This window comes from Lentibacillus kimchii (assembly GCF_055381965.1).
Genome location: NZ_AP043934.1, coordinates 1,738,463 through 1,752,293 on the forward strand (window position 1 = coordinate 1,738,463; position 13,831 = coordinate 1,752,293).

At 44.6% G+C, this 13,831-nt stretch carries 16 protein-coding genes; 2 read left to right on the plus strand and 14 right to left on the minus strand.

Going from position 1 to position 13,831, the window contains the following annotated elements; translation table 11 throughout:
* Positions 1–48 precede the first annotated feature (48 nt).
* The gene (locus ACZ444_RS09355) at positions 49–357 is read right to left on the minus strand and encodes a post-transcriptional regulator (RefSeq protein WP_382360741.1); all 309 of its coding nucleotides are present in this window, start codon (positions 355–357) and stop codon (positions 49–51) included.
* A 112-nt stretch (positions 358–469) separates the two neighbouring features.
* On the opposite strand from ACZ444_RS09355, the gene spoVB reads away from it, so the two are divergent.
* Complete coding sequence (gene spoVB / locus ACZ444_RS09360; protein WP_382360738.1) at positions 470–2,023, plus strand: stage V sporulation protein B; 1,554 nt, start codon at positions 470–472, stop codon at positions 2,021–2,023.
* 106 nt (positions 2,024–2,129) lie between these two features.
* Here the strand turns inward: spoVB and ACZ444_RS09365 are convergent, their stop codons facing one another.
* A complete protein-coding gene (locus tag ACZ444_RS09365; protein WP_382360735.1) occupies positions 2,130–3,413 on the minus strand; it encodes an ArsB/NhaD family transporter in 1,284 nt (427 codons plus the stop codon).
* Positions 3,414–3,552: 139 nt separating this feature from the next.
* Here ACZ444_RS09365 and ACZ444_RS09370 point away from each other — a divergent pair, with 139 nt between their 5' ends.
* On the plus strand, positions 3,553–3,930 hold the full coding sequence (locus tag ACZ444_RS09370) for a TIGR04086 family membrane protein (protein WP_382360732.1): 378 nt from the start codon (positions 3,553–3,555) through the stop codon (positions 3,928–3,930).
* 76 nt (positions 3,931–4,006) lie between these two features.
* On the opposite strand, the gene yajC is transcribed toward ACZ444_RS09370, so the two are convergent.
* From yajC to pheA, 12 genes are all read right to left on the minus strand, one after another.
* Positions 4,007–4,294 carry a preprotein translocase subunit YajC gene (yajC, locus tag ACZ444_RS09375; RefSeq protein ID WP_382360729.1) on the minus strand — a complete coding sequence of 96 codons (288 nt, stop codon included), beginning with the start codon at positions 4,292–4,294 and terminating at the stop codon, positions 4,007–4,009.
* Between the two features lie 20 nt (positions 4,295–4,314).
* Entirely contained in the window at positions 4,315–5,454 is a 1,140-nt protein-coding gene (gene tgt / locus ACZ444_RS09380; protein WP_382361680.1) for a tRNA guanosine(34) transglycosylase Tgt, read from the minus strand.
* A 40-nt stretch (positions 5,455–5,494) separates the two neighbouring features.
* Positions 5,495–6,523, minus strand: a complete 1,029-nt coding sequence (queA, locus tag ACZ444_RS09385) for a tRNA preQ1(34) S-adenosylmethionine ribosyltransferase-isomerase QueA (RefSeq protein WP_382360726.1) — start codon at positions 6,521–6,523, stop codon at positions 5,495–5,497.
* A 60-nt stretch (positions 6,524–6,583) separates the two neighbouring features.
* Positions 6,584–6,781, minus strand: a complete 198-nt coding sequence (locus ACZ444_RS09390; protein ID WP_382360723.1) for a DUF2905 domain-containing protein — start codon at positions 6,779–6,781, stop codon at positions 6,584–6,586.
* Positions 6,778–7,779: a Holliday junction branch migration DNA helicase RuvB gene (gene ruvB, locus ACZ444_RS09395; protein WP_382360720.1), complete on the minus strand. Its 1,002-nt coding sequence runs from the start codon at positions 7,777–7,779 to the stop codon at positions 6,778–6,780. The genes ACZ444_RS09390 and ruvB overlap by 4 nt, the downstream gene beginning before the upstream one ends.
* Before the next feature lie 12 nt (positions 7,780–7,791).
* Complete coding sequence (gene ruvA / locus ACZ444_RS09400) at positions 7,792–8,397, minus strand: Holliday junction branch migration protein RuvA (protein ID WP_382360717.1); 606 nt, start codon at positions 8,395–8,397, stop codon at positions 7,792–7,794.
* Positions 8,398–8,503: 106 nt separating this feature from the next.
* Positions 8,504–9,235, minus strand: a complete 732-nt coding sequence (locus ACZ444_RS09405) for a YebC/PmpR family DNA-binding transcriptional regulator (protein ID WP_382360714.1) — start codon at positions 9,233–9,235, stop codon at positions 8,504–8,506.
* Positions 9,236–9,366: 131 nt separating this feature from the next.
* Positions 9,367–9,894, minus strand: a complete 528-nt coding sequence (locus ACZ444_RS09410) for a YhcN/YlaJ family sporulation lipoprotein (protein ID WP_382360711.1) — start codon at positions 9,892–9,894, stop codon at positions 9,367–9,369.
* Between the two features lie 66 nt (positions 9,895–9,960).
* Complete coding sequence (nadE, locus tag ACZ444_RS09415) at positions 9,961–10,707, minus strand: NAD(+) synthase (RefSeq protein WP_382360708.1); 747 nt, start codon at positions 10,705–10,707, stop codon at positions 9,961–9,963.
* Positions 10,708–10,739: 32 nt separating this feature from the next.
* Positions 10,740–11,690 carry a hypothetical protein gene (locus ACZ444_RS09420; RefSeq protein WP_382360705.1) on the minus strand — a complete coding sequence of 317 codons (951 nt, stop codon included), beginning with the start codon at positions 11,688–11,690 and terminating at the stop codon, positions 10,740–10,742.
* Positions 11,683–12,783: a SafA/ExsA family spore coat assembly protein gene (gene safA / locus ACZ444_RS09425; RefSeq protein ID WP_382360702.1), complete on the minus strand. Its 1,101-nt coding sequence runs from the start codon at positions 12,781–12,783 to the stop codon at positions 11,683–11,685. The genes ACZ444_RS09420 and safA overlap by 8 nt, the downstream gene beginning before the upstream one ends.
* Positions 12,784–12,952: 169 nt before the next feature.
* The gene (gene pheA, locus ACZ444_RS09430) at positions 12,953–13,804 is read right to left on the minus strand and encodes a prephenate dehydratase (protein ID WP_382360699.1); all 852 of its coding nucleotides are present in this window, start codon (positions 13,802–13,804) and stop codon (positions 12,953–12,955) included.
* Between the last annotated feature and the right edge of the window lie 27 nt (positions 13,805–13,831).

Below are 13,831 nucleotides of genomic sequence, written 5' to 3' on the forward strand. Positions count from 1 at the left end.
GTTCGTTTTCCTCCCTACTGTGTCACGCTTCGTCTGATATGCAGGTCATTAATGAGAATCCATTTGACTGTCCTCAGTCAATGCAGCGATCGAGGCTGCCAAATCACTCGTTTGTTGAGCGCTAACGGTTAAGTAACTCATATAAACATTGGAGGACAGATGAAAAATATCCTGAACGACTTCATATAAGCGTTTGGATGCATCATCTTTCCAAACTTTCACAAGTAAGCAGTTCCAAACATTATCACTTGTCGTTCTATGATAACCCATTAATTTTAGTTCAGTCGCCTTACTTTTCAGGGCTGGTTCAATCTCCGGTCGCCATTCATGCACATTCTTAATCATTTCCAGAAACATTCCTCCATACCTTTATCAACTTGTTTGCGATGCTTGTCATGCTTGGCCAGCTTCGTTGCATATATATCATTGTAGCTGAAATTTTAATTTTTGAGAAGGTAGGTCGGCTACATTGGCCAAACAAACATTTTTGCAAGGTACGTTAATCCTGATCACAGCGGGTATGATAACACGTTTTCTTGGTTTCATAAACCGTCTGGTCATTGCCAGGGTCATGGGAGAAGAAGGTGTTGGCCTTTACATGATGGCTCTTCCGACTCTGTTTTTAGTGATTACACTGACACAGCTGGGTCTTCCGGTAGCTATTTCCAAACGGGTGTCGGAAGCAGAGGCTAAAAATAACTTTGTTAAAGTAAAGCAAATACTTGTTATATCGCTTCTCATTACTGGCTTAACAAGCGTCATCTTTACGCTTGGCATGATTAGTGCTGCTCCGTTCATCGCTGATACGCTGCTGACTGATGGACGAACTGTCTATCCTTTGATCGCTATAAGTCCGATCATTCCGATCATTGCCGTGTCTGGAGTGCTGAAAGGATATTTCCAGGGACGTCAAAATATGAAGCCGCAAAGCATAGCGCTGGTAATCGAACAAGTTATTCGGATTAGTTTCGTCGCCCTTTTTGTCAAACTGCTGATACCTTATGGCATCGAATTTGCAGCATCGGGAGCCATGTTCAGTGTCATACTCGGCGAATTTGCTTCCATGCTCTATTTAACAGGTACATTTAAATCAAAAAAAGTGATACACGTGCGTCACCAGTTTTTCAAGTACATTAAATCCGGGAAAAAGACATTAAAAGAATTATTCTCTATTTCTCTGCCCAGCACTGGAAGCCGGATTATCGGCAATATAACGAACTTTCTTGAGCCCATATTGGTAGCACAGAGTCTTGCAATTGCGGGAATATCAAGTTCCATGGCAACGAAACAATACGGCGAGCTGACAGGTTACGCTATGCCCCTGTTATTTCTGCCAACATTTATCACAAATTCATTGTCCATTACACTGGTACCGTCCATTTCCGATGCAGATGCGCGGCAAAATAAATCAATGATCAATTACCGGATTCATCAAGCCATCAGAATTTCATTTGCTTCCGGAGCAATTGCGACTGTTGTACTGACCCTATTTGCCGAACCCATCCTAACCTATATGTATGGATCAGCTGATGCCGGTCATTTTTTAGTACTCATGGCACCTTTCTTCCTTCTCCTCTATATTCAATCACCGCTACAGGCAGCGTTACAAGCACTTGACCTGGCAAGACCAGCGATGTGGAACAGTTTAATTGGGGCAGTTGCAAAACTGACAATTCTGGTTTTACTCGCGTCAAACGCGAACTTTGGCATAAATGGTGCTGCCATAGCCATGTGTGTCGGTGTTGTACTTGTAACATTGCTGCATTTGACAAGCCTTTATAAGGAGATTGGATTTATGATACCCGGCAGTGACCTTGTTAAAATGACAGCACTTGTTACGTTAACATGGCTCAGCGGAACATTTTTAAAAGGACTGATGACCTCTCAAGTGCCAAACCTGTTCACCTTTATTCTGATACTCCTAAGTTTATCAGTCGTCTATATTATGCTGCTATTTGCATTAAAGTTTTTAACAAAGGACGAATTAAAACAGTTGCCGGTACTGCAAAAATGGGTTTCCTGATGACACAGGGCCTAACGAAAAAACGACGCTGCGAGATGCAGCGTCGTTTTTTTATGAGAATCGATTTGTCTGGTCCACGTTCAGCTCCTTGTCCATCATCAAACTATTAAGGAGACAGATAGCGAATATAAATATATACCGTAGCGACTGCAAGTGATAAGATAACAAAAGGAATCCCATAAAACATAAACCGTATGAATGACAATTTCGCGTTTTCTCTTTCCGCCAGACCCGCTACAACAACATTAGCTGAGGCACCAATAAGCGTTGCATTTCCGCCTAAGCAGGCCCCTAACGCAAGTGACCACCAGATAGCATTGATATCTTTCATGCCATACCCCTGGAGTTGTTCAACGACTGGAATCATAGCCGCCACAAAGGGAATGTTATCCACTATCCCAGAAAAAAGACCCGATACCCATAGAATCAGAATGGCCGTTGCAGCAAAATGACCATCTGTTGCAGCTACAATAGCCTGTGCTAAGTCATCAATGATGCCGGCAGATTTCAGCCCGCCCACCAGGGCAAACAGACCAATAAAGAAAAATAGAGTGATCCACTCAACCTGGGAAAATACCTGTTCCGCAGCGAGCTCTTTTTCCGTTAAAAGCAACAGCAGGACCGCACCACTCAAAGCGATTGCCGTCAAGTCAATTTGGAGAAACACCTGCAGTAAAAAGCCTGTTAACGTCAGCAAAAGAACGGCTATCGACTGATAGAGCATCGGTGTACGTACAAGATAAAGCGACGCGTCCGTTTCCATCAATGATTCGATATGGCTGCTTTTAGAAGGCAAATGGCGCCGGAACAATGGCACTAACAGCCCCAGCATAATCAGCAGCATGATGCCAGCTACCGGCGCCAGATGACTGATAAACGATAGAAATGTTAACTGTTCAACCGCTTGTCCAATCATAATATTTGGCGGATCACCGATAAGCGTTGCCGTACCGCCGATATTTGAACTAAAAATTGTCACCAGTAAATAAGGAAACGCTGGCAAAGATAGCTGTTTTGTAATTTTTAAAATAATGGGGACTAAAATTAGAACCGTTGTCACATTGTCCAATAAAGCCGACCCAACAGCCGTCAGAATACTGATACCGATAAACAATGGTATAGGTGATCCCTTCACCATTTGCGCAAATCGTATAGCAATAAATGAGAATAAACCCGTTTTCTCAGTAATTGAAATGAGAACCATCATCGAAAACAGTAAAGCAATCGTACGCCAGTCAATATAATTCGTAAACATGTCGGCAGTACTGTAAACCCCCGTTAATAACAGCAATACACCACCTGTCAGCGCTACGACGGCCCGGTTTATTTTTTCGGTCATAATAAAAATATAGCTTATAACAAAAACTGTCCCCGCCACAATGACGTCCATATAACATCCTCTTTCACCATGGGTTGTCGTCTTCTCTTATCACTATATGCGGCAGAACACAAAATATTTAAGTCTATTTTTTTATTCAGCTGAATAGGATCATAGTACATGGACAATCAGTGAAAAGGAGGGGGACAGCTTGCGTCAACAACAATTTGCTGCTCTGTTATATGGATGGATTATCGTGCTTGGGCTGATTCTTGCAACAAGTGTTATTCTCGCCTTGCTTCTGGAAGTGACCGTCCTGACCGAAACAGCATTATCGTGGATAACGCTTGCAGTCGGCTTTATCAGTTTATTTATTGGCGGCCTATCGGCAGGTATTAAAGGTCAGAAGAAAGGGTGGCTCATCGGAGCTGCTACAGGGGGTGGCTTTACTCTTTTCACATTTCTCGTCCAATATATTGGCTATCAGCAAGGATTTTCACTGGAGCAGTCACTTTACCATGCTGGACTGATTCTGGCAGCACTTCTGGGGGGATCTGTCGGAGTCAATATGCTGAAATCGGAAAATTGAATTGAATCGAACAAGGCACAGACAGCCAGTTATAAAAACTGACTTCTGCGCCTTTTTATGTACGATTCAAAAAGCTTTACTGTGTCTGGTCGCTTTGGTCAATTTGTTCATTTATAACTTTGCTAATAGCGGACCGGTCATAGGTTAACTTTGGACCGTCTCCAGGCTGAAGAACAACCGTTTCCTCATCAAGCGCATGAACTTTTGCATGAAAGCCTCCGATGGTAACGATTTGATCTCCTTTTTGCAAATCAGCCTGCATCTGTTTAACTTGCTTTTGTCGTTTCTGCTGTGGACGAATAAGCAGAAAGTAGAAAATAACAAACATTAAAATAATCGGTAACAGTGATACGATCATTTCCATCTATCTATCCCTCCTTACGGTTAAAAGTTTTTCGCATTCTGTTTATCAAATCCATATTGATGAAAGAATGCGTCTCTAAAATCACCAAGCCGGTCTTCTTTAATAGAATCACGTACTTGCTTCATTAATTCTAACAGAAAATACAAGTTATGATAAGTTGTAAGTCTGAATCCAAATGTTTCGTTACATTTGATCAAATGACGAATGTAAGCCCGGGTATAATTCCGGCACACATAACAGTGGCAATTATCATCAACAGGACGGAAATCGCGTTTATATTGAGCATTGCGAACGACCAGTCTCCCATGTGACGTCATACATGTTCCATTTCGGGCAATGCGTGTCGGCAATACACAATCAAACATGTCAATTCCGCGTATTGACGCGTCAATCAGAGAATCCGGTGATCCTACTCCCATCAGATAGCGGGGTTTATCTGCAGGCAAGAGCGGCGTCGTAAACTCAAGCATCCGGTTCATAACATTTTTCGGTTCGCCGACAGACAAACCGCCGACAGCATACCCAGGGAAGTCCAGTGACACAAGATCACGAGCACTCTGTTTTCGCAAATCCTCGTATTCGCCGCCCTGAACAATACCAAACAATCCCTGCTCAGATGGCCGCGCATGAGCGTTAAGTGCGCGCTCTGCCCAGCGTGACGTCCGTTCAACAGACGCCTGCATATAGTCATGTGACGCAGGATAAGGAGGGCATTCATCAAGCGCCATCATGATATCTGAACCCAGCGCATTTTGAATGTTCATAGCCTTCTCAGGTGAGAGAAACATTTTTTCCCCACTAATATGATTGCGAAAATGGACCCCTTCTTCCTTAATATCGCGCAGATTGCTCAAGCTGAACACCTGATAGCCGCCCGAATCTGTCAATATAGCCCCGTCCCAGTTCATAAATTGATGAAGACCGCCTGCTTCAGCAATAATGTCTTCACCTGGACGAAGCCATAAGTGATACGTATTGGATAAAATAATATTCGCATTCATATTGTTTAATTCTTCCGGACTCATTGTTTTAACCGTTGCCATTGTTCCAACAGGCATGAAAGCCGGCGTATCAAAGGACCCGTGTGGTGTGTGGACTTTTCCAAGACGGGCTCCGGTCTGTTTGCATGTTTTAATAGGCTCATACGTTATAGCTGGCATCATATATCGTTCCTTTATCATCACATTTTTAACAGTTCCATTACAAAATAAACATCGCGTCACCGAAACTAAAAAAGCGGTAGCGTTTAGCGACGGCCTCCTGATAAGCCTGCATAATCGTTTCCCTTCCAGCCAAAGCACTGACCATCATAATCAGCGTCGATTTTGGAAGATGGAAATTGGTGATCAGCCCATCAATAGCCTGAAATTCAAAAGACGGATAAATGAAAATATCTGTCCAGCCGCTCGACTCAGTAAATTCGCCATCATTATCCCGGGCAATTGTCTCGAGCGTCCGTGTTGATGTTGTACCTACCGAAATAATCCGGCCGCCTTTTTCTCTTACAGCCGTCAGCCTGTCTGCTGTTTCCTGTGACATGCGATAAAATTCAGCATGCATGTCATGTTCCTCGATATTAGCTTCATCGACCGGTCTGAATGTGCCCAGTCCAACATGAAGTGTAATAAACTCAATGGAAACCCCCATTGCTCTTATATCGCTGAGCAGATCATTCGTAAAATGCAAACCGGCAGTGGGGGCTGCAGCTGATCCTTCTTCACTGGCATAAACCGTCTGATAGCGTTCGCGCTCAGGCAGCTGTTCTTTAATATATGGCGGCAGCGGCATTTCACCGAGCTCATCCAGCCGCTCATAAAAGATTCCTTCATAAGAGAGCTTCAAGATTCTGCCGCCATGCTCTTTAAGGCCTGTACAGTCTGCGCGGATCTCGCCATTGCCAAAATTAATCACGGTACCAACTTTAACCTTCTTGGCAGGCTTGACTAATACCTCCCAAGTATCCTCTTCTTGCTGATGCAAAAGCAGTACTTCAATTTTAGCGCCGGTATCCTCTTTAATACCATATAATCGGGCTGGCATCACCCGCGTATCATTCAGAACAAGACAATCACCTTCGTGCAAATACTGTTTGATATCCGGAAACTGTTTATGCTCCATTTCCTGTGTATCCTTATGCAAGACGAGCAGCCGCGATGCATCGCGCTGCTCGAGCGGTGTCTGAGCAATTAATTCTTCCGGCAGTTCATAATCAAAGTCTTCAAGATTCATGCTGGTTCTCCTATCGTCGTTATGAAAGTTTTACAAAACGTTTTTTGTGAACAAATTCAATCAGCTGAGTTTTTCAACGATCAGTAAAATCAATGACACTGCAATGCTCACGATAATGGATGTCATGATTGGCAAATGAATCGTTATGTTCTCGCGTTTAATTGTAATGTCTCCCGGCAATTTCCCAATAAAGGTCCAGATAAGGCCGATAGCTACAAAAATAATGCCAAGCGTGATAAACCATTTACCCATGTTCATTCATCTTTCAGCTCCCGGCCAAAGTGCCGGCAGGCTTTCGCTGTGACGACGCGGCCTCTAGGGGTGCGCTGAATAAAGCCTACTTGCAGTAAATACGGTTCATACACATCTTCAATTGTTTGTGGTTCCTCCCCAATTGTCGCGGCAATTGCATCGAGTCCAACTGGTCCGCCCTGAAAACTGTCCATAATACTCGTCAGCAATTTATGGTCAATGTAATCCAGTCCTTCCCGATCAACCTGCAGCATGTCCAAAGCCTCTTCCGTTGTCTGCAAGCTGATTTCATCTTCGCCTCGAACCTGTGAAATGTCGCGAATGCGTTTCAGCAGTCTGTTGGCAATCCGGGGTGTCCCTCTGGACCGGCGCGCAACCTCAATAGCTGCCTCATGGGTTATCGTTGTGGCAAAAATATCTGAGGTCCGCTCCACAATATCACACAGGGCTTCAATGCCGTAAAATTCCAAACGGCTCATGACACCGAACCGGTCACGCAGCGGTGCGGTTAACAGTCCCGCTCTTGTTGTAGCTCCTACCAGGGTGAATGGCGGCAGGTCAATCTGAACCGACCGGGCACTCGGTCCGCTGCCAATCACAATATCCAGGAAGAAATCCTCCATCGCCGGGTATAATATCTCTTCGACTGATTTTGGCAGACGATGAACCTCGTCAATAAATAAAACATCACCAGGCTCAAGTGATGACAAAATAGCCGCCAAGTCGCCAGATCGTTCAATGGCCGGGCCTGACGTCGATCGGAACTGTACACCCATTTCATTGGCAATGATAGATGCCATCGTTGTTTTGCCAAGCCCTGGCGGACCATACAGTAATACATGATCCAAGGCTTCATCACGCATTTTGGCTGCTTGAATGAAAATGCGTAAATTCTCTTTTACATTTTGCTGGCCGATATACTGGTTCAGCGTTGTGGGCCGGAGACTAAGTTCAGCAGCTGAATCTTCCTGTTGCCATTCACCTGTGACCATGCGATCTTCCATCAGTATCCCACCTTATTGATTGTTCGTGAGCAAAGAGAGTGCTTTACGGATTAAAACATCCGTTGTCTGGTCATCTTCCTTCTGCAGATCGGGAACAACTGCTTTTATTTCCTGATCAGTATAGCCTAACGACTTCAGCGCTTCCTGTGCCTCCTGCAATTCGGCTGGAACTGCTTTGGCAGCAGAATTCGCCGGATTCTGTTCAGAAATAGATACCATCGCAGATAATTCACCTTTTAAATCCAGAATCATTTGTCGGGCCGTTTTCTTACCGATTCCCGGAAGGTTTGTCAGAAACGCATCGTCCTCCCATTCAACGGCTTCAATAAGACGACTGACATCAGCACTTCCCATTATGGCTAACGCACCTTTAGGCCCAATACCGGAAACAGAAATAAGTTTTGTGAATAAAACCTTCTCATCTTCAGTGCGGAACCCATAGAGAACCTCAGCATCTTCACGGATATGATGATATGTATATATCGTAACCTGCTGGTGTAATGAGTCCTGAAAAGAGAATGGATTGGAATGAATAATCTCATAGCCAACCCCCTGGACATCAACAATCACAGCCTCTTCCTGTATCATGGCAAGCGTCCCTTTGATATAGAAAATCATTTAACCTTCTCCTTTGACTCCCTGCACCATTCTAACATACTTGCCCCTAAACATTGCATAAAAGAAAACTTCCATTCTCATTGAGAGAAATAGAAGTCCCACACAGTTAATCTGATATTTCCATATTGTGATGAATATCCTGCGTATCCTCGTTATCCTCGAGTGCATCAATCAAATTCGTCATTTTTTGTTCATTATCCTCTGAGAGCGGGGTATACGTTTGCGGGAAGTATGTGACCTCGGCCTCAGCCAGTTCATAGCCCTGGTCACGCAGATCATCGCGGACAGACTGAAAGTTCTCCGGATCAGTATAAATTTCGTAGACACCTTCTCCAGCTACAATATCGTTCGCTCCGGCTTCAATCGCTTCCATGCTCATCGCATCTTCATCGATTGAGCCATCTTCGTTTGAGACAACGATATAGCCTAAACGATCAAACATGAAGGTCACGCTTCCGTTTTCCCCAAGGTTGCCGTTATATTTTCGAAACGCATGTCTGATTTCACCAGCTGCGCGATTTTTACTATCTGTCAAAACGTTCACAATGACAGCGACACCGCCAGGACCATAACCTTCATAGGTGATCTCTTCATAATGAACCCCATCTAAACCACCCGTAGCTTTTTTGATGGCCCGGTCAATATTATCACTGGGCATATTGTCTGATTTTGCATTATCAACCGCTGTTCTCAGTCCAGGATTCATCTCAAAGTCCGCACCGCCTTCTTTAGCGGCCGTGTAGATATTTTTAGCATGGCGCATGAATATTTTTCCTTTTTTCGCATCCTGCGCGTTCTTTCTCTTTTGTATATTATGCCATTTAGAATGACCAGACATAGGACACTCTCCTCTCTCCTGGAATTCCTTTATAACTATATCAAAAAACACCTGTTGGATAAAGTGAAACTTCATTCAGCAGGGTGGTTTATCCTGCTGAATGTTAGTTGAACCGAATCGGCCGGCGTTTTTTAAAAATGCTCTCTGTCCCGTCTGAAGAATTCTTGCAGATACTCACGCATATCCCCGTTCAGCTGATCAAGCTCCGCATCCTTATTACGCATCCGGTCCCAGTAGCTATCATCGGTATAAACCTGCACGTCACGCTTCGGCACCATTTCCTGTACGTCCTGTTCAACGTTATCCCGGATATCAGGCGATGCATTATTGTTGAGCATGATACCCACAACCACCTTGTCATCCCCTGCCGCGACTTGCGCTTGTCGAATAGCCTGGCGTCCCTTTAAAGAATCAGCAATTGACATTGATAACTCATTTGTGAATTTATCACTTTGACCTTCTTGATCACCTTCATTCACATTTTGATACGTATCATCCGGGTACTTTTTCTGTTCACCATCATTCTGTTCTTGTTCTGTTTCATATTTGATCGGCTGAGAATTCGAATTTTCCTGTTCAGATTCCTGCGTATCATTTTGCATACAGCCGGCAAGCAGAATAGTCAAAATCGGTATTATGAGACGTTTGCCTGCGAACATAAAACAACCTCCCTTACCCTTTAGGATGGATAAGACAAGCTATTCTAATCAGTGAAAATGAAAGGATTATTTATCCATGCGCTGATATTGTTTCACTGCTCCACGCTTATGAGCTGTTCGCTGATGTTTTTGCTCTATCAGCTCTTTATCGTCTGCCGAAATTTCCTGACCCTCCAAATACGCATCAATGGTATCATAAGTCATGCCGATCTCGCTTTCATCTGTCTGACCTTCCCAAAGACCAGCACTTGGCTTTTTCGTCAGAATAGCCCCAGGTACACCCAGGTATTCACCCATTGCGTAGACTTCCTGCTTCGTATACGTTACTAAAGGATGGAGGTCGACGCCACCGTCTCCGTATTTTGTGAAATAACCGATATACCATTCTGCCGCATTGTCTGTTCCCACCACTAAATAATTGTAATGGGCAGCAACGGTGTACAGGGCACTCATACGCAAACGCGCTTGGAGATTGGCATTTGCCAGCTGATCACTGGTCTGCTCAAACGCATTCGTTTCCTTAAGCTGCTGCGATATGGTCGTATACATTTGATTGTGCGCTTCACTTAAGTCGAGCGTTAAACCATGAATCCCCGAACCATCCATGACTTCCCTGGCATGTGCCAAATCGTTTGAATTCGTGTGGACCGGCATGATCACACCGAGCGAGTTGTCCGGAAACGCGCGTTGAATCAAGTATGCGACAACGGCTGAATCCAGACCACCACTAACCCCGACCAGCAGGCCATTGACACCAGCTTCCTTTGTCTGCTCCTGCAACCATGCAATAATGTTTTGAATTGTCTTCTCCATCTAATCACTCCGTTATGTTCTAGATCCTTAGGTTAGTTTAGCACGTTCTGTACATGTTTTAAAAATGATCGTTGTTTGCTCCAATTTGCATCCATTTTTATTAAATAATTTTGTGTATGACTGGAATAGCGCTGGATATAATACAACCAATCGCGCATAACATCACTGGGAATGCATAGCGCATACAGCCAGGCTCTTACACGCGATTCATCTACCATATGATATGCTAAAAGACGATCAATATCCCAGTTCAAATAAGGCAGAAATCGCTGCCCAAGCTGTACATAATCATGCAGCGTGGAACTGCAGGACAACAAATCATAATCAATCAAATAAACATCATTATCATATTGCAAAAAGTTGTGAGCTGCAACATCACCATGACTCCAGGTCCCGGTTCGCAATGCGTCTATTTCCCCGGTCTCCCAGTCCAGCGTTCTGATTAGCTGTAAATACATTTTAGCAGTCCGGACAATGTCATAAAACAGCGTTTCATACCCGTATTTGTGAAATATCATTTCTGTTGTCTGGAATCTGTACAATCGCTTGGACCATCGTTCATAGAATATCTCCGGTCTGCGCGGGTAACTGAGCTTAACGCCCTTTGTATCCTTATGAAATTGCCTGATTGTTTGCAGCGCGACTTTACGGTCCGCCTCAGTGCGATAATTCAGTTTACGGCCGGCGATAAACGGCGAAAGTGTCCAATAATAATGACCATCATATAAATAACGCCTTTTATTAGGAAACATTTGAAAAGAAATAACCACTGACGAACTCTGTCTCACAAAAAAAGCCCATTGCTGCTCCATCCGCAACTTCTGGCTATGCCGCTTCAACAGGAAATGCTCATGAGAGACCGTTTTGAGATGATAGACATGTTTTTGTATTTGCAAAAGGCTTGCTGGCTTCACCTCACCCTCTTGATACAAAAAAGAAGAGAGACGATTGATACTCATCTCTCCTTCTGTCAGATTACTCACTGGCCCAATCTTCCTCGTCATCGCGGTACATGTTTCCATAACCTGGAGGCATTGGCATATACTGTTGATTGCCTGTGTCAGGATACATCGCTGGCGGCATTTGCGGATTAGGATACCCCTGGTGCATGCCCGCTGGTGAGTAATAGCCACCGCTTCCTGCCATATTAGGATAAGGCGTTGGGGCTGTTGATGCCTCAAACATATCAGAGCTCTCAGACGATTCCATATAACCAGCATATGATGAATAATTCGGATTGACTGGATATTGGGACATTGGCTGGCTAATCGGCATTGGCTGCTGAGCATTCGGCGGCTGCTGATACATCGGCATCGACTGATAGCCCCCACAGCCGCAGTCCTGTTGCTGCATGCCGTAATGCTGATTCATAGGGGGCATAGCTGATCCGGGATACGGGGTTTGCTGATTTTGATAAGACATTTCCTGATAAGGCTGGTGATACATACCACTTTGCATGCCGTATGGTCCCTGTTGTGGTTGCGGTTGTGGTTGCGGTTGCGGATATACCGGCATTTGTGGAAAACAGTACGTCATATTGTAAATGATAGGCTGGGTATGAAGCTGGCTGGGCATGTGCGGTTGAGTCATATTTTCCGGCCACGGTGTTATGTTTGTTTCAGGGGGTGCCGGATGCTGTGACATGCTTGGATGTTCCGGCATCGCTGGCTTTCCGGACGTGCTAGGTGCTTCGGCCTTTGACTGGTGTGGCACATTGGATGTGCTTGGCATCTGCGGGTAGGCAGGCATGCTGGACTGCTTTTGTGGCATTTTCGGTTTCATCTCCTTAGGTGACTCTGAATCATCTTCCTGAATAAACGGCATCGGCTTCGGTGATGAATCCTGATAAAGCTCTTCCGCTGCCGGTTTTGGTTCAGCTTTTGATACGTTCTTTTGCTGGGCACCTTCATTCTTCACTGGTTTTGAGGAGGCTGGGATTTTGATTTTCATGCCCGGCATGATCATATCCGGACTGGATATTTGCGGGTTAAGCTGTTTCAACTCGTTAAAGTCGACACCGTATTGCTGTGCTATCTCCCACAATGTATCCCCTTTTTGGACAATATGAATTTTCAACTCAAACATACTCCTTTCCTTCAGCATTCAAAACTTGGGCTGATCACACATTAACACCATATGCAGCGAATGAAGAAATGTTGAGCTGAAAATAAAAAAACGCTTATCCAATTTTAAAAAACCACGTATGGATACGAAACCAGTTAAGGCAGTCCATGCAGTTATCCTGTTATACATCCATCTGATAGACCGGATAAGTTCCTAAAACAGTGACGCCACACCCAAGTGCTTCTAATTCAGCTCTAACGCCTGGAAATAATACAGCGTCATAGGGCTGATTCACATCAACAATAAAGAAATAATTTCCTAAACCTGTTTTCATTGGACGTGATTCAATCTTGGACAGATTCATCTTGCGCCAGGCAAATGCTGACAGAACCTGGTGCAATGCCCCTGCATAATCACTGGGAAGCGTGATTAAAAGACTCGTCTTTTCAGAATCCGCTTCCTGACTAAGGTTGACGGGCTGCTTATCCTTCGCCAGAACCGCAAAACGGGTGTGATTGTGTGGATAGTCATGAATGTTCTCCTGATAAATGCGCAATCCATATTCGTGAGCTGCCAGTCTATTGCCAATAGCCGCGACTGCTTCATCACTGCTGCTAACAATGTCGGCTGCTTTTCCGGTTGAAGACGAAAAGCTAAACGCGGCAGCGGGCATATGTTTATGCAGAAACTGATGACACTGGGCAATAGCATGACTGTGTGAATAAACAGTCCTCACCTTCGTTAAATCACCAGAGAAGTCCGGCGCGACCAGCAAATGCTGCTTGATAGGCACAACAATCTCCGCAACGATCGGCAGCCTGACTTCATGGACCAGATAATCCAGCGTTAATTGGACAGTGCCTTCGATCGCATTTTCCAGCGGCACCACCCCAATGTCGATTTGCTGATTCTGAACAGCATCGATACAATTTGGAATGGTGGTAAAACTCTGCTTTTCTCCCCCATTAAACGCCGTATCAACAGCCATTTTCGTAAATGTGCCGCGCGGTCCTAAATAGCCAATTGCCGCCATGTTATCCCCCCTGTTATGAAGTCATTT